We start from the raw sequence: 16,265 nt of genomic DNA on the forward strand, positions 1-16,265 counted from the left end.
TGCCATATGCGTTATCCTACCCCCACCTGTCCCAGTTCTGAGTGCTCCACAAATCCAGTGGCGCTATCCATCCCCACTCTATAGAGGGTGGGGAATTCCGGGCGTTTTGTTAAACTTGAGCTTGCTTGAACTTGTCGGGCAAGTTATGGAAATTCGCCCTGCCACCGCCTTGGACGTGCCTGTTCTATTTAATCTCATTTGCGCTTTGGCTGAATATGAGAAGCTGAGCCACTTGGTAACGGGATCCGCCGATCTGTTGCACCACTACTTGTTCGGCCCAGAAGCCTTTGCCTCGGCATTGCTGGCAGAAGTGGAGGGGCGAGCGGTGGGCTTTGCTCTCTATTTCCGCAATTTTTCCACCTTCCTGACCCGACCGGGGATTTACCTTGAGGATCTGTTCGTGTTGCCGGAGTTTCGAGGCAGAGGCATTGGCAAAGCGCTCTTGGCACGGGTGGCTCAGGAGGCGGTGGCCAAAGGATATGGGCGGCTGGAGTGGATGGTTTTGGATTGGAACCAGCCGGCGATTGAGTTCTATCGACGCATGGGTGCCAAGCAACATCCCGAATGGATTCTCAACCGCGTGGTGGGTGCTGATTTGGAAGCTTTGGCTCGGCTGGCTGAGGATCCCCATCGAGCTTGAGTGTGCCTTCTGTGGGGTAGTCGGCGCGGAAATTTTCTCAGAGCGGGAGAGGGAAGTGAAAACCCGCCGGCTGTCTCACCGCAATTGGGAATGGCCGACGACCAGCCGGAAATCTGGGGGCCGAGACCTCTTGTATACTTTTCTTGCGGCTGAGCTGAGCTCGAGGCCAAGCATGATCCCACCGCAAACTGCTATTCCCCAAGGGGCTGAGATCCTCTGCATCGGCACAGAATTGCTTTTGGGAGAGATCACCAATACCAATGCCCAGTACTTGGCAGCCGAGTTGGCGCAACTGGGGATCCCCCACTATTACCAAACGGTGGTGGGGGATAACGAGGCCCGCATTCACCACGCGCTGGAGGTGGCCTGTGGTCGTTCCAGCTTGATTCTGATCACCGGGGGTTTGGGGCCGACGCCGGACGATCTCACCCATGAGGCGCTGGCTTCCTTTTTTGGGGCGGAGATGGTGGAGCACCCCCAAGTGTGGGAAGAGATCCTGCAAAAGTACGGGCAGCGGGGCCTTGTGCCCTCGCCGAGCAATCGCAAGCAGGCTTTTCTGCCCCGGGGAGCGAGGGTGTTGCCCAACCCGCTTGGTAGCGCCTGTGGCCTCATCTGGCAGCCCCGGCCCCACCTGACGATCCTCACTTTTCCCGGGGTGCCGCGGGAGATGCAACACATGTGGCGGGAGACCGCCGTGCCTTATCTGCGCTCCATCGGCTGGGGAAAAGAGGTGTTCTACAGCCGGGTACTGCGCTATTGGGGCATTCCCGAATCGACGCTGGCCGAACGGCTGGGATCCCTGTTGGCGGGGGAAAACCCTACGGTGGCTCCCTACGCCAGCCAGGGGGAGGTACGCCTGCGGGTGACCGGACGCGCTCCCACCCGTGAAGCGGCCCAAGCGTTGATTGCCCCGGTGGTGGAGCAGATTTTACAGATTTCTGGAGAAGACTACTTCGGCAGTGATGAGGCGACCTTGGCCGGTGTGGTGGGGGAGCTGCTGCTGCAGCGGGGGCAAACTCTGGCAGTGGCGGAATCCTGCACCGGCGGGCTGCTGGGGCAGTTGGTGACCGGGATCCCGGGCAGCTCCCGCTATTTTGTGGGGGGGATCGTGGCCTACGACAACCGCATCAAGGAGCAGCTTTTACAGGTGAATCCGGAAACCCTGCGACAGCACGGGGCCGTGAGCGAGGCAGTGGCCGCCCAAATGGCGCTGGGGGCCAAGCAAGTCCTGGGCTCCAACTGGGCCTTGAGCATCACCGGCATTGCCGGGCCAGAGGGAGGCACCGCCACCAAGCCAGTCGGTCTTGTGTATCTGGGTTTGGCGGATCCGCAAGGGAAGGTGGAAGTACACGAGTACCGGTTTGGCAGCCTGCGCGGCAGAGAGGGGGTGCGTTGGTGGAGCGCCCAGACGGCTCTGGATCGCTTGCGGCGGCGCTTGCTCTGCTACCCCCTTTAGGGGGGATCCAGTCTCTCGGGGTTGGATCCCTGAGTAAGCTGGGGGAGCAGATGGATCCAACCGATCTCCAGAAGCAGACCCTACCAGGCAAGGAGCAAGCCGATGATCCCCGATGCCGTCCAGGCGGGCAAGGAAGCCCTGCGGCAGGGCCGCCTTCAAGAGGCCATCCAACTTTTTGAAGGCTACCTGGCCCAATCCCGTCAGCAGGACAAAGCATTAGGGATCCCGGCAGACTCATCTGACGGCGAAGCCCTGGAAGCCCAAATGAACCTGGTGCGGGCCTACCACCAGTTGGGCCAGACGGAGAAGGCACGGTCCCTCTGCCTAGAGCTGCTGCAACACCCCAACCCCCAGGCGCAAGGCTGGGCCAAGAAGATCTTGCTTCGCCTGCCCACTGCAACAGAGTCCCTGGCTGCTCCGTCCGCCAAACCTGTCGAACCGCGTTCTGCTCCCCCAGAGGAGCCGTCTCCTGGAGCGGGATCCCTGTCCACCCGTCAACGGGCCGCCCAACTGGGTATGAAGATCCCCCTGCCGGAGCGGGCCGGCCCCCTGCATTGGGCCAAGTGGGGATCCCTGGGGGTGGGCATTGTCTTCCTTTGGTGGCTGAGCTTTGTGTTGGTAGGCAGCCATCTGGATTTTGGCCGGCTGAGTTTTCCGCGGCAGCTTTGGTTTTTGCAGGGGTTGCTGCCCTGGCTGCGCAATGGCCTGCGGTGGTTGGTGGCCGGCAGCCTGGCGGTCAACTTTGGAGTAGGCCTTCTCTTTTTTGCCCCCTGGCTGATGGATCAGCTCCACCAACGGCTGCACAAGTTGCGTTGGGCCAGGCTTGGCGAAATCGAACGCCACAGCCCCGAAACGGCGCGCCTGCTGCAGCGCATCTGTGCCCAAAACCAGCTAAAACAGCCCCGACTGGGGGTGATCCCGGATGCTGGGCCGCTGGCCTTTGTTTACGGCACTTTTTCTGATGGCTGCCGCATTGTGGTCACCCAAGCCCTGTTGCAGCAGCTTTCTGAGGATGAGATTGCCGCCGTCTACGCCCAGGCCCTGGGGCGAATTGTTAATGGAGATATCCTGGTCATGACCCTGCTGGGATCCCCGATTCAACTGGTTTACCTGGCCCTAGAGCAGGTGAGCCAACTGGGAAGCAAACGGCGGGATCTCATCGGGCATGTGGCCCCGCTGCTCTACCTCATCTACACGGTGCTCTCCTACCCGCTGTTTTTCCTCTCCCGCCTGGGCACCTACCATGCCGACCATTTTGCTGTAGAGGCGACTGGCAACCCGAACGGGCTGATTGCTGCTCTGCTCAAATCGGCTGCTGGCCTGCAGGAGGCCCACAAAAACGACCGCCGACCTTCCTCGCTGTTGCACTGCACCCGCCTGTTCAGCTTTTTGGACTTCAAAACCATCGCCGCTGCCAGTGCTGCCGCCCGCCTCCAGGATCCCTCCCAAGCTGGCCAAGTCTTTCTTTGGGATCAAATCAACCCTTGGGCCCGCTGGATGCAGGTCAATTCCAGCCATCCGCTGCCGGGGCACCGCTTCAAGGTCTTGGCGGGATATGGAGAGCGGCTGCGCCTCCTGCCGGAGCTGAGCCTGGGATCCGGGTCCAAATTGGATGTGGCCCGCCTGCAAAGCCGGTTTTGGCTGGATCTGGCCATCTACGCAGCCGAAGTGGTCGGGATCCTCATTGGCTGGCTGGTGGGGCTGATCCTCTACCTGCTGCTGCAAAACCGTCTCGATCCCAAGGTGATCGCGGCAGCAGCGGTGGTGGGCTACGGGGTGGGCTTGTGGGCCAAAGCGGGATTGATGTACGGGGGATCCCTGCCGGCAAGGCCGACGGATGTGCTCAGCTTGCTGGCGGATCCCGACGCGGATCCCCGCCGCGGACAATGGGTGGAGCTGGAGGGGGAGTTGGTGGGACTGGGCCCCTCCGGCTATCAACTGGGGGCAGAGCTGAAGCTGCAAGAGGCCACAGGGCTGATCCCGGTGCGCTTTACTTCCCCTTTGGGGCCGGTGGGCAATGTCTTTTCCGGCCTGAAGCGGATCCGCGCCCTGGTGGGCCGGCGCGTCAAAGTGGTGGGCTGGTTCCGCCGCGGCAATACTGCTTGGGTGGATCTGGCCTACGTCCAGGTGGGATCCAATAAGCTGCACAGCCGACCGCGCCTTTGGCTGGTTGTGTTCGGCTTGGGAGTCATCCTGCTGGGGATTTGGGGGGCGTTCTATTTCCCCAACTTGGCCTCTTACCTGCGGCGGTGGTGAGCCGGGTTCTCTTCCAGTTGGCTGAGAAAACTAGCGGCGAGAGGGCGTTAACTGTGCCTTGCGCAGGCGCACCGACTGGGGCGTGATCTCCACCAGCTCATCCTCGCCGATGTATTCCAAAGCCCGCTCCAGGGTCATCTCCACCGGCGCTTGCAAGTGCACCAGCTCCTCCCCGCCCGCAGCCCGGTGGTTGGTCAGTTGCTTGGTCTTGCAGACGTTCAGCTCCAAGTCTTGGGGACGGTTGTGCTCGCCCACGATCATGCCCTTGTAAACGCGGGTACCTGGCGTAATAAAGAATACACCTCGATCTTCCGCATTCTTGAGGGCATAGGTAGTGGCCACCCCTTCTTCAAAAGCAATCAGCACCCCGTTGCGGCGCATTTCCATCTCAGAGGTCAGGGGACGGTATTCCAAAAAGCTGTGGCTCATGATCCCCTCGCCGCGGGTGATGCGGATAAACTCCCCCCGAAAGCCGATCAGCCCTCGCGCCGGAATGACAAACTCCAGCTGAGCCCGACCATCGGATCCCACCATCATGTTCTGCATTTCTCCCCGCCGTTGCCCCAGCCGCTCGATGCAGGCCCCCACCGTCGCTTCCGGCACATCCAGCACCAAACACTCATAGGGCTCATAGGGCTGGCCGTTGACCTCGCGGAAAATTACCTTCGGTTGCCCCACCTGAAACTCATAGCCTTCCCGCCGCATGGTTTCTAGCAGGATGCCCAGGTGCAGCTCGCCTCGCCCCGACACCAAAAAGCGATCCGGCGAGTCGGTTTCTTCCACCCGCAGCGCCACGTTGGTTTCCAACTCCCGCATCAGGCGCTCCCGCAACTGTCGCGAGGTAACGAAGGTACCCTCCTGGCCGGCAAAGGGAGAATCGTTGACACCGATCATCACCTGCAGCGTCGGCTCGTCCACTTTGATGAGCGGCAGAGCCTGGGGATTTTCGGGAGAGGTGAGGGTGTGGCCAATGTTGGCCTCGGCAAACCCCGCCACAGCAACAATGTGGCCGGCGGTAGCTTCCGTCAGCTCGATGCGCTGCAGGCCCTGAAAGCCGAACAGCTTGGTTACTTTGCCCTTGGCAATGGATCCATCCTCTTTCACCACTGCCAATGGATCCCCCAGACGGATGGTGCCGTTGTGGATCTTGCCGATCACGATCCGGCCCAGGTATTCCGAATACTCCAGCGTGGTGACCTGCAGCTGCAGGGGCTTGCCGGGATCCCCAATGGGAGGTGGGACATGCTTGAGAATGGCCTCGAAAAGAGGCTTCATATCCAGGGATCCGCTGTACTTCCCTTCCAGAAAGTCTTTGAGATGGGCTTCTTCCAGGGCAAAGCCGCGCAACCCAGAGGCAAATAGATAGGGGAAGTCGCACTGGTCTTCGTCCGCCCCCAGCTCCAAGAACAAATCCAGCACCTTGTCGACGGCTTTGTAGGGCTCGGCGCGAGGCCGATCGATCTTGTTGACCACTACGATGGGGCGCAGACCCTTCTCCAAAGCCTTGCGCAGCACAAAGCGGGTTTGCGGCATCGGGCCTTCGTTGGCATCCACGATCAACAGGCAGCCCTCCACCATCCCCAGCACCCGCTCCACCTCGCCCCCGAAATCGGCGTGGCCAGGGGTGTCGACGATGTTGATCAAGGTTTCGCCGTAGCGGACGGCTGTGTTTTTGGCCAAGATGGTGATGCCCCGCTCCCGCTCCAGCGTGTTGGAGTCCATCACACAGGTGGGGATGTCTTCCCCCTCCCGAAAGATGCCCGCCTGGCGTAACAGGGCATCCACAAGGGTAGTTTTGCCGTGGTCGACGTGGGCGATGATGGCGACGTTGCGGATGGGGAGTGACATAGATAATCAGCCAGGGGAACATTGCCCTATAGGCAGGAGAGCCCTAGGGATCTCTTTACAACTTTAGCGCAAAGAAGCGTTACATCGCTAAACAGCTGATCGCCCTTGACTCTGGGCTTAGCCCCAGCACTCCCAAGGGGCTATCCCGGCTGTCTCGATATCCAAAGGGATCCCCTACATATCGGCGCCGCGCAGGTAAAGCACTAGGATGACCGCCGGGCCTGCCAAGACGATCAAGGCCAGCAGAGCCAACTGCACAAAAACTTCGTATTGTCCGAACATAATCCCAGATCCTGTGGCTTACGCTTTGTATCCTAAGGGGTGCCCTCCACCCCAGATGGGAGAGCTGTTACAATTCTTCAAGTCATGCGCTCTTCGCCAAGGGATCCCTAGCGCTCCTGCTGGGCTTGAAACACCACCGGATCCAGGTTGAACAGTTCCTGCAAGATCCGCATGGCTGCCCGCCGCGCCTCAATATCCCGTTTGGCCCGCAGTTGCACCATCGGGTCGTGCAGGATCTTGTTGACGATGCCGCGGGTCAAGGCGTCGATCACCTCCAGGTGCTTCTCGGCAAAGTCCTTGCCCAGGCGGGAGAGAGCTTTTTCCATCTCCTGCTCGCGGATGGACTCCACCTTGTGGCGCAGGCTGGAAATGGTGGGCACCGTCTCCAGAGAACGCCACCACTCCATGAATTGATCCACCTCTTCTTCCACCAGGGCTTCGGCAGCCAGAGCCAGCTTTTGCCGTTGGGCGCGGTTTTCTTCCACGACGCGGGAGAGGTGATCCACATTGAACACCTGTACCCCCTTCAGCTTTTCCACGTCGGGATCGATGTTGCGGGGCACAGAGATATCCACCAACAACAGCGGCTGATCTGGCTGCAGCACCCCTGCCAGTTGCTGGTAGGTGAGGATCGGCTGGGTGGCACCGGTGCTGGTGAAGACCAAGTTGGACTCGGCCACGCTGCTCAGCAGCGACTCCCAGGGCAACACCTGGATCGGCTGCTCGAATTGCTTGGCCAGGGCTTCGGCCCGCTCCAGGGAGCGGTTGACCACCGTGATATCGACTGCCCCTTTGGCCAACAGGTGCTGCACCAACAGACGGGCCATTCTCCCCGCCCCCACCACGGTAACTTTGCCCTGAGAGAGGGATCCCTGCTCTTGCAGAGCCAACTCCACCGCTGCCGAGCTGATGGACATGGCGCCGGTGCCGATCTCCGTTTCGGTACGGACGCGCTTGCCGGCGGTAATGGCTGCCTTAAAAAGGCGATTGAGGATGCGATCCATGCCGTTGCAGGCTTGGCCCAGTTGCTGGGCTTTTTTCACCTGCGAGAGGATCTGCCCTTCTCCCAGCACCAAGCTGTCCAGACCGGCAGCCACCCGCATCAGGTGGGTTACGGCATCCTGGTAAAGAAGGGTAAACAGGTGCGGACGCAGTTGGGGCAAGGGGATCCCTTTCAGCTCAGCCAAGAACTGCATCGTCTGCCGGACACCACTCTCCATTTCTGAGGTGACGATGTAGACCTCCAGCCGGTTACAGGTGCTGAGGATCGCAGCCTCCTCAATGTGGGGGTGGGCGCGAAGCTGCTGGATCGTCTCTCCCACCTCCGCCTCCGCGATGTTGAGGCGCTCCCGAATCTCCACAGGAGCTGTGCGATGGCTAAGACCGACAACCGCGATAAACATGCCTCTCCGTCGTCTGTACAGCAACAGCAAAAGTTATTAAAAACAAAAACTCTGAACAAAAGCAAATATTGTTTCAGAAAGAAGGCAAAAGCTGTAACCGATATGGGGGATCCCTTGACTCGGTTCCAGCAAGCTTAGGTAACTTTTCTCAGCCTACCTAAACCCTAAGACCAGTATCGAACCGGTTTTGCCGGATTTTGCTGAAGAGTTATTACGTTTTCACGGGTTGGGGCTTGATAGATTTCGTAACTTTCCCAAAAAGGCAAGGGCGACCTTCACCAGGGGAAAGCCGCCCCGATCTGCGAGGATGTTAGATAGGGATCCCTTAGCGCAGCTGCAGTCCGCGGGGCTGCTGGCCATCTTTCATGTGGATGGTATCCACAAAGCGCACCGTGCGGGATTGGCTGGAAATCACCAAGGTCTCGGTGCGGGCCCCACCCCCAAAGAAACGTACCCCGCGCATCAAGTCACCATCGGTGATCCCGGTGGCAGCAAAGAGGACTTCCTTGCCACTGGCCAGCTCCTCACACTCCCACACCTTGTCGGGATCCTCAATGCCTTTTTCTTTGAGTTCCCGTCGCGTTTCCTCCACAGGCGGCAGGTAAGTGCCCGCCTGAACTACTTCGGGATCGTAGATCAGCCGACCTTGGAAGTGGGCGCCCAAGCACCGCAGAGCAGCTGCCGAGATCACTCCCTCAGGAGCAGCCCCGATCCCCATCAGGGCATGAATGCCGGTGCCATTGAAGCCTGCCGAGAGAGCCGCCGAGATGTCGCCATCGGTAATCAGCTTCACCCGCGCCCCCGCCTCTCGAATTTGGCGAATCAGATCGAGGTGGCGCTTGCGATCCATGACCACCACCGTCAGATCGGAGATCTCCCGATCCAGGCTTTCGGCGATGATCTTCAGGTTTTTCTCGGGGGGATAGTCGATGTGCACCTTGCCCTTGGCCTGGGGCGGAGCTGCCAGCTTCTGCATGTAGATGTCCGGGGCATGGAGAAGGCCGCCTTTCTCGGAGATGGCCAGCACCGCCATAGAGCCGTTTTGGCCTTTGGCCACTAGGTTGGTGCCCTCGCAGGGATCCACAGCAATATCGATCTCCACCAGCTCTTCCACACGGCAGAACTGCTCAGCATCCGGGCGGGTACAGATGCCCACTTCTTCGCCGATGTAGAGCATGGGGGCCTCATCGCGGGTTCCTTCCCCGATGACGATGCGACCGCGCATAGGGATCTGGTTGAGTTTCTCCCGCATGGCCTCTACAGCCACCTGGTCGGCGGTCTTGTTGTCCCCTTTGCCCATCCAGCGGGCGGCGGCAATGGCAGCCTGCTCCACAACTTCGATGATCTCTAGCCCCAACTTGTTGTCCACGGTGTGCCCCCTTGCTGATCTCAGAATGGTGAAGGCCAACTTAAGGATATCTTCAGACTCTTCCCCTCAGTTTACCAGGGCAGGCTTCTCCTCGGGATCCCATTCTCTCAACCCCAATAAGCTGAGAGAACAAATCTCCCAAAGCCAGTCAGGAAGAGCGATCCCCGTCTTGGCGGCTCGCTATTGTCGCTTGGGGATCAGGGATGGTAGCCTATTTTAAGGGCAATAAGTTTTTCTTAACGCAATTAAAAAAACGCAATGAAAAGATACGCTTTCGTCAACCGTTCCGGACAGGTTCAGGTGATCCGAACGATCCCCGGCCACTGGGAGCGCACCCTCTTCCCCGGCCAGCAGGCGATCTTTGAGGCGGAGCCGGACGACTATCTGGAAGTTTACAGTTGCTGCTGCTCCACCACCATCCTGGAAGAGCGCCGCCCCTGTCGCTATCTGGTGGATTCTTCCTCGCCTGAGGTTGACCTCTACCTGTGGTCATCTTCGCAACGGGGAACTCTGGCGGATGCGTTGAATGGTTGACAGGCTCTAGCGGCTGGCTGCCCCATAGGGGCAAGAGGACTGGGTTTGCCCAGGATAACTAGATTGGGGATCGCTTCTCCTGAGGCCGATCCCCGGATTTTTCAGAGGGCGGATGCGGATCTGGAGAAGGGGCATCGGGGGGACGGGTCAGGCAACTGCCCCGCGCAGCATTGCGAAAGGTATCGATGCGCTCCACACAATTTTGATGGCCGCAATAGGGGCAATACAGGCGATCCCCAGGTTGCGGCTCCACATCGGCCTGGCTCCACCACCGCCGACAGCGATCACAACAGAAGTGATAGAGGAACTCCAGCGCCACCCTCATGACAACAGGATCCCTTGCAGAGCCGAACCGATCAGCATGGAAAAATGGGGATTATCCGGATCCCAGCAGTTGGGATCCCTCCCTAGCCCTCGGATTAAGACAAACTCATTATGAGTATGGTATGTTAGGTTTGGTTTACGTTTGCACTTTACCGCAAGGAGCGTGGATTGATGTCTCAGGAAGGATGTCTGCGGGTTGGCCAAGCTGCTCCCGATTTTTCGGCCACCGCCGTCTATGACATGGAATTCAAGACGGTGAAGCTCTCCGACTACCGGGGTAAGAAGTATGTGGTGCTGTTCTTCTACCCCTTGGACTTCACCTTTGTCTGCCCAACGGAGATCACGGCCTTTAGCGACCGCTATGACGACTTTGCCAAGCTGGATACCGAGATCCTGGGCGTCTCGGTGGACAGCGAATACTCTCACTTGGCCTGGATCCAGACCGACCGCAAAGCCGGAGGGGTGGGCGAGCTGAGGTATCCTCTGGTCTCTGACCTGAAAAAGGAGATCAGCGCTGCCTACAATGTTCTGGATCCGGAGGCCGGTGTGGCGCTGCGCGGCCTGTTCATCATCGACAAAGAAGGGATCATCCAGCACGCCACCATTAACAACCTGGCCTTTGGCCGTAGTGTGGATGAAACCTTGCGCACCCTGCAAGCCATCCAATACGTGCAATCTCACCCCGACGAAGTTTGCCCGGCCAACTGGCAGCCCGGCCAGAAAACCATGAATCCCGACCCGGTGAAATCCAAGGAGTTCTTCGCGGCGATTGCCAAGTAGGTTGGCCCCTGGGATCCCTGGCTACATATAGGAGATCCCCAGCGCTTCCGGGCGTAGCTTCAGCTCAAGGTGGGCTGGAGCTTTTTTGTCGAAAACAGGCAAGCAAAAGATCCCCCGACCTTGCTAGGGGATCCTGAAACCCAGTAGGGAGCGAAGCTGTGGGGAGTTCAATCCCAGGGTTTCCCGCCGGTGAACTTGTAGGTAATCGGCTCTTTGTTTTTGCCGATGTTGCGATCCACTTTGCCGACGGGCTCACGGCCTTCGTTGACCTTCTCAGGAAAAACGCCATCTTTGGGATGCACCAACACAGGCTCTCCACCCGCCGGAATGCGGAAGATCTGGTAGTCGTTGATCTTGTAGTCGGATCTCAACTGGGCACCCAGCGCCAAACACTGCTCTTTGCGGGCAAAGGTGAGAAAGTTTTTGCCTTCCACCATCTCAGCAGCGCCGCCAGTGGGCATTTCAAACACCTGCCCCGGCTTGCCCGTCCAGGTAATGACGTATTTTTCTTCGGTTTCGGCTGCGCTCAACAGCCCTCCGGTGGATCCCCCAAATAGAGGCAGCTTTGCTCCCTGACGAGGATCGCCTTCCATCACAGCCATAGCCTACCTTACTCAACTCGTTGTGGTTTGCAGTTGTTTGCCCTATCTAAACCGCGTTTGCGGCGCGGAGCACTTTGAATCTACCATCGACCCGATTTTTGACCGCAGCTCCGCCTGGGATCTGTAATCTTTCGTAGCAGACCGGCTGGCCCTCAGACGGATCCCTGGGCGCCCTGTAGGCCACCATAGAACAAGCCGGAGACCCACAGCTTTCTGGAAAAGGAACAGCGCCCATGGCCCAGTGGTCCCTCCATCCCAGCTCGCAATCCAACGCTAGGGTCATTCTCATTCCCACCGCCTTTGGCCACGATACTCAGGCTCCGATGGCCATTCTCAATGCCGGTTCGGAGCTGTGTGCCTTCGAGCCGAGGTTGGGGATCGATGTGGATAAGCTGGCGGTGGCGCAGTTGCCGGGGCTGGTGGATGAGCCTCCCTACGGCATGTGTGAGGCGGCGGTGACTCAAGCTTGGAGACGACAACAATGGCCGGTGCTGTTGCCTTCGGTCTTGGCCGCCAGTTGGGGGGCCATTCGTGCCCTTTGGAAACACCACCCAACCCTGAGCGTGGTGCATTGCAGCGCCCATGCCAATCTGATGCCGCCGCCGGAGATGAGCCAGCCGGATCAAGATACGAGCTATGGCAGTGCTGCCTGGGTGGAGTTGCTCTACCAGCACATGCTGCCGGTGATCCATGTGGGGTTGCGCAGCGGCAGTGCGCGCGCCTACGCATGGCTGAAAGCCCACCACAGCCCAATATTCTGGGCCCAAGATGGCTGGGATCCCCAGCAGGTGGTGGCCTCTTTGCCGGATCAACCGGTGTTTTTGGTGGTGGACTGCAGTGTGTTGGATCCTTCCTTGGCGCCCGCGGTGCATCACCCAGAGCCAGGGGGGGTGAGTTGGCCGCAACTGTTGCAGACCTGTGAGGCCATCTTTGCCGCTCGTCCTGTGGTTGGCCTTTCACTGGGAGGGGTGGCGGTGGGATCCGCAACGCGGCAAACCGCTCGTGTGGTGGCCCGCCTGCTCAATTGGTTGCTGGCCTGCTATGCCCTTCACTCCCTGAAGGTGACTGCTCAACCGCAACCTGCCCAGACTGTTTAAGCTGCTCAGGTCTGAACATTCATTTGGGATGGTCGAATGAACCTCTATCGCCGAATAATCTTCCCGCGGCTGTTGGATTTAGCTCTCTCGGGGGAAGGGATGGAGCGCTATCGGCGGCAGCTTCTGGCCCATGTGCAGGGAGCTGTTCTGGAGATTGGTTTTGGCACCGGCCTCAACCTACCCTGCTACCCAGAGCACATTCACAAGATCACAGGGGTAGACCCCAATCCCGGCATGGGATCCCTGGCTCGTCGGCGCATTGCATCTTCTCCCATCGCCGTTGATTGGCAGGTGGCGGATGCCCAGAAACTGCCTTTTCCAAGCCAGAGTTTTGATAGCGTGGTCAGCACCTGGACATTGTGCAGCATTCCTAATGTGGCCAAGGCTTTGAGAGAGATCCGGCGGGTGTTGCGAGCAGGGGGAAAGCTGTTTTTTCTCGAACACGGCCTCAGCGAGGATCCCCAGGTGCAAAGATGGCAAAATCGTCTCAACCCCCTCCAAAAAGTGATTGCAGATGGCTGCAACCTCAACCGAGATATGGCCCGGTTGATCCGAGAAGCGGGGTTTCGGTTTGAGCAACTGGAGCGGTTTTATATGCCTGACCAGCCGAGATTCATTGGCTACACCTATCAAGGCATAGCGCTTCCCGCCGCGGAAGGAAACTTCCAGTTCTAGAAGACTTGAGCAGCCACCAATTTTCCAACAGCTCTCTACCTGTTCGCCTTTCTAATCACACAGTCTAATCACACAGTTGCAGACGGGATTGCGGCTGCCGCATGGCCGGGTCGATCTCGTAGGTCAGCTCAAAGTTGATCACCCGCCAGCGCTGAGGGGATCCACCCCTATCCTCTGGGATTTGGGAGCTGAAGCTGACGGGCAAGCCATAGAGGCGAGGTGGGCCAGGACGACGGTGGGATCCCTGCTCCAGATAAGGGGTGAGCAGCTGGCGGTAGCGCTCGGCCACGATCACCTGAGTGGCTCGCATTCCTTGCATGCGCAGCCGATCCAATTCTTCATGAATCTCAAAACGGATCCCATCGGCGTGGGTGTGCTGACGAAACCAGCGACCTTCCCAAAAGCGCCAGCGCCGTCCGGATTGCAGGTGTACCAGCTCCTCTTGTTCGGCATCCGCCTCAAATGCACCATGGCGAGGGCAGAGGTAGGTATCGGTCAGGGTGAGGGCCGCAATCGTTTGCCGACAGTGGGGGCACTGAATGCTGGGGCCGAAGATCGGGTAGGAAAAGGCAACAGTCATAGGAAACCCCACAAAACGCGGCTGGATATCTGGGCAAATCCGCAGTTGTCCACATTATAGATGTTGCCTTTTGGGGATCCCCATGACAAAACCGGGGGAGATCTTCTAAAGTAGTAACGAGGGGAATGCACCAAGAGTCTGCATCGACTCTGGGCAAGCCCTGAGCAATCTCCACGATGACAACGGGGAGTGGGTAAAGCCCACTTCTTTGCTTTTTGAGGGGGCTTACTGTCCCCTTTGCCGGCTCCGGCTCCAAGGGGTTTGGATCTGGCTGCAGCACCGGGTTGGTGACGAGTAGGTTATGGTTCACCCTCTTATTCCACAGTTGGAGAGCTTGGCCCGTCCCTTGGCCGCTCAACTGGGATACCAGTTGGTGCAGATGGTTTTCCACACCAACCAGCATCCGCCAGTTCTGCGGGTGGATATCCGCCCACTGGATCCCGACCGAGAAACCAGCCATGCCGATTGCGAAGCCATGAGCCAAGCCTTAGAAGTCGAGCTGGATCGGGTGGATCTGATCCCAGGCCAGTATGTGTTGGAGGTGTCCAGCCCTGGCATCAGCAACCTTCTCACCAGCGATCGCGACTTTGTGGTTTTCAAAGGGTTTGCGGTGGAGGTGACCTTGGATCCACCCTACAAGGGCAAAGCCGTTTGGTCAGGACACCTGCTGGGTCGGGATGAGGAGAGGGTTGCCTTATCCCTCAAGGGGCGGCGAGTTCAGTTGCCCCGCGCTTCGGTGCAGCGGGTTGCCCTCTCATCGGAAACTGACTAGGAGACCGGAGATAGAGAGAGCGTTTGACCGCAGGTGGTGCGGCCCTCCCTTCGCATCAGAGATGCGGGTTCAGTTCCCGCTGGGGAGCAATAGCAACAGTAAGTTTCATGAGGTTTATGCAGGAGGACAGTGGTTATGGCGATGGTGCCTCTGCCGGGTTTGGCGGAAATGGTGGAGATGATCTCGCGGGAGCGCAACTTGCCCCGCCATGTGGTCACCGATGCTCTGCGAGAGGCGCTGCTCAAGGGCTACGAACGCTACCGCAAAACCATCCAGCGAGATGTGGTCTTCGCAGAAGACCACTTCCGAAACTTTGATGTGGAGTTGAATGTGGAGGCAGGAGGCTTTCGCGTTTTGGCCACCAAAGCCATCGTTGAGCAGGTACAGGATCCGGATCACGAGATCTCTCTGTACGACGTGCAGCAGGATTACCCAGAAGCCGAAGTAGGCTGGGAAGTCACAGATGATGTCACCCCACAACAGGCGGAATTTGGCCGCATGGCGGCCATCCAAACCAAGCAGGTGCTGGCGCAAAAGTTACGGGATCAGCAGCGCCGTCTGATTCAGGAAGAGTTCCGCGATCTGGAAAAAACCGTACTGCAGGCACGGGTGCTGCGCACCGAGCGGCAGACGGTGATCATGTCGGTATCCAGCGGTTTCGGACAACCTGAGGTGGAAGCAGAACTGCCCAAGAAGGAACAGCTGGCCAGCGATCGCTACACTCCCAACGCGGTGATGAAGGTCTATCTCAAGAAAGTCTATGAGGGATCCCGGCGGGGGCCACAGCTTTTGGTTTCCCGGGCCGATGCTGGCTTGGTGGTGAACCTGTTTGCCAACGAGGTGCCGGAGATTGAAGAGGATATCGTGCGGATTGTGGCAGTGGCGCGGGAGGCCAACCCCCCTTCCCGAAATGTGGGGCCACGTACCAAGATTGCGGTCGATACGGTGGAGCGGGACGTGGATCCAGTGGGGGCCTGTATTGGCGCGAGGGGATCCCGGATTCAGGCGGTGGTAGCAGAGCTGCGCAACGAGAAAATCGATGTCATCCGCTGGTCGCCGGATCCTGCCACCTACATTGCCAACGCCCTCAGCCCGGCCAAGGTGGTGGAGGTGCGGCTAGTGGATCCGGAAATCCAGCAAGCTCATGTGTTGGTCAACAGCGACCAGCTCAGTTTGGCCATTGGCAAAGAGGGGCAAAATGTGCGCCTGGCAGCCCGCCTCACCGGTTGGAAAATCGACATCAAGGAAGTGGAGAGCTACCGCGCAGCGCTGGAGGAGGCCCAAGCGCAAGGGTTGCCCTATCCCTTCATCACTCCAGCGGCACTGGAGCGCTTCCAGCGGCGGGCAGAGCGGGCTGCTTTGGGCCTAGAGGATGAGGAATACGAAGAAAAGCGCCGCCTGGAGGAAGAGGAGCTGGCGGGGGACGATAGGCTGGAAGAAGACTGGGCTGACGAAGAGGAGGACTTCGACTACGACGCCGAGTTCGACATTGCCCAGCCAAAAGGGTAACCCTCTATTCTCACTCTGCCCGTAGAGAGTGGCTTCTATTGGAGGTCTGGGCCTTGGGATGAGTCTTGCTGCATGGGGTCACGGTTTCTATCCTGAAGCAATGTATTGAGCAGCAGAGTTCTCATGGTTTGGGCGCTT

16 protein-coding genes are annotated in these 16,265 nt (G+C 59.0%); 9 read left to right on the forward strand and 7 right to left on the reverse strand.

Translation table 11 applies throughout. The annotated features are described in order from the left end of the window. Positions 1 to 145 precede the first annotated feature (145 nt). From NW816_RS10600 to NW816_RS10610, 3 genes are all read left to right on the forward strand, one after another. Positions 146 to 640, forward strand: coding sequence for an N-acetyltransferase family protein (locus NW816_RS10600; protein WP_414358523.1), 495 nt, complete (start codon positions 146 to 148; stop codon positions 638 to 640). Positions 641 to 812: 172 nt separating this feature from the next. Further along, positions 813 to 2,096 (forward strand): competence/damage-inducible protein A, encoded by a 1,284-nt coding sequence (locus NW816_RS10605; RefSeq protein WP_414409131.1) that lies wholly within the window; start codon positions 813 to 815, stop codon positions 2,094 to 2,096. A 102-nt stretch (positions 2,097 to 2,198) separates the two neighbouring features. Further along, positions 2,199 to 4,352: a M48 family metalloprotease gene (locus NW816_RS10610; protein ID WP_414409132.1), complete on the forward strand. Its 2,154-nt coding sequence runs from the start codon at positions 2,199 to 2,201 to the stop codon at positions 4,350 to 4,352. A 30-nt stretch (positions 4,353 to 4,382) separates the two neighbouring features. On the opposite strand, the gene typA is transcribed toward NW816_RS10610, so the two are convergent. From typA to glpX, 4 genes are all read right to left on the reverse strand, one after another. Continuing rightward, on the reverse strand, positions 4,383 to 6,200 hold the full coding sequence (gene typA, locus NW816_RS10615) for a translational GTPase TypA (RefSeq protein WP_414409133.1): 1,818 nt from the start codon (positions 6,198 to 6,200) through the stop codon (positions 4,383 to 4,385). A gap of 174 nt (positions 6,201 to 6,374) precedes the next feature. Next, complete coding sequence (gene psb30, locus NW816_RS10620) at positions 6,375 to 6,482, reverse strand: photosystem II reaction center protein Ycf12/Psb30 (protein WP_099812430.1); 108 nt, start codon at positions 6,480 to 6,482, stop codon at positions 6,375 to 6,377. A gap of 107 nt (positions 6,483 to 6,589) precedes the next feature. Then, entirely contained in the window at positions 6,590 to 7,885 is a 1,296-nt protein-coding gene (locus NW816_RS10625) for a glutamyl-tRNA reductase (protein WP_414409134.1), read from the reverse strand. A 325-nt stretch (positions 7,886 to 8,210) separates the two neighbouring features. After that, the gene (glpX, locus tag NW816_RS10630) at positions 8,211 to 9,254 is read right to left on the reverse strand and encodes a class II fructose-bisphosphatase (RefSeq protein WP_011433831.1); all 1,044 of its coding nucleotides are present in this window, start codon (positions 9,252 to 9,254) and stop codon (positions 8,211 to 8,213) included. Positions 9,255 to 9,512: 258 nt separating this feature from the next. Between glpX and NW816_RS10635 the strand changes: the two genes are divergently transcribed. After that, the gene (locus tag NW816_RS10635; RefSeq protein WP_414409135.1) at positions 9,513 to 9,788 is read left to right on the forward strand and encodes a DUF1830 domain-containing protein; all 276 of its coding nucleotides are present in this window, start codon (positions 9,513 to 9,515) and stop codon (positions 9,786 to 9,788) included. Positions 9,789 to 9,846: 58 nt separating this feature from the next. Here NW816_RS10635 and NW816_RS10640 read toward each other — a convergent pair whose 3' ends face one another. After that, complete coding sequence (locus tag NW816_RS10640; protein ID WP_414409136.1) at positions 9,847 to 10,113, reverse strand: hypothetical protein; 267 nt, start codon at positions 10,111 to 10,113, stop codon at positions 9,847 to 9,849. Between the two features lie 170 nt (positions 10,114 to 10,283). Here NW816_RS10640 and NW816_RS10645 point away from each other — a divergent pair, with 170 nt between their 5' ends. Further along, positions 10,284 to 10,892, forward strand: coding sequence for a peroxiredoxin (locus NW816_RS10645; RefSeq protein ID WP_414357471.1), 609 nt, complete (start codon positions 10,284 to 10,286; stop codon positions 10,890 to 10,892). A 167-nt stretch (positions 10,893 to 11,059) separates the two neighbouring features. On the opposite strand, the gene NW816_RS10650 is transcribed toward NW816_RS10645, so the two are convergent. Further along, complete coding sequence (locus tag NW816_RS10650) at positions 11,060 to 11,494, reverse strand: photosystem I reaction center subunit II PsaD (RefSeq protein ID WP_369791755.1); 435 nt, start codon at positions 11,492 to 11,494, stop codon at positions 11,060 to 11,062. Positions 11,495 to 11,727: 233 nt separating this feature from the next. On the opposite strand from NW816_RS10650, the gene NW816_RS10655 reads away from it, so the two are divergent. Then, positions 11,728 to 12,591, forward strand: a complete 864-nt coding sequence (locus NW816_RS10655; protein WP_414409137.1) for an arginase family protein — start codon at positions 11,728 to 11,730, stop codon at positions 12,589 to 12,591. A gap of 36 nt (positions 12,592 to 12,627) precedes the next feature. Then, the gene (locus NW816_RS10660; protein WP_414409138.1) at positions 12,628 to 13,266 is read left to right on the forward strand and encodes a class I SAM-dependent methyltransferase; all 639 of its coding nucleotides are present in this window, start codon (positions 12,628 to 12,630) and stop codon (positions 13,264 to 13,266) included. 64 nt (positions 13,267 to 13,330) lie between these two features. Here the strand turns inward: NW816_RS10660 and NW816_RS10665 are convergent, their stop codons facing one another. Further along, positions 13,331 to 13,846: a TIGR02652 family protein gene (locus NW816_RS10665; protein ID WP_011433824.1), complete on the reverse strand. Its 516-nt coding sequence runs from the start codon at positions 13,844 to 13,846 to the stop codon at positions 13,331 to 13,333. Positions 13,847 to 14,147: 301 nt separating this feature from the next. Between NW816_RS10665 and rimP the strand changes: the two genes are divergently transcribed. Next, positions 14,148 to 14,618, forward strand: coding sequence for a ribosome maturation factor RimP (gene rimP / locus NW816_RS10670; RefSeq protein ID WP_011433822.1), 471 nt, complete (start codon positions 14,148 to 14,150; stop codon positions 14,616 to 14,618). Positions 14,619 to 14,753: 135 nt separating this feature from the next. Beyond that, the gene (gene nusA / locus NW816_RS10675) at positions 14,754 to 16,127 is read left to right on the forward strand and encodes a transcription termination factor NusA (protein WP_414409139.1); all 1,374 of its coding nucleotides are present in this window, start codon (positions 14,754 to 14,756) and stop codon (positions 16,125 to 16,127) included. The last annotated feature ends 138 nt before the right edge of the window (positions 16,128 to 16,265 follow it).

It is taken from the genome of Synechococcus sp. W55.1, from assembly GCF_047461655.1.
Lineage (GTDB): Bacteria > Cyanobacteriota > Cyanobacteriia > Thermostichales > Thermostichaceae > Thermostichus.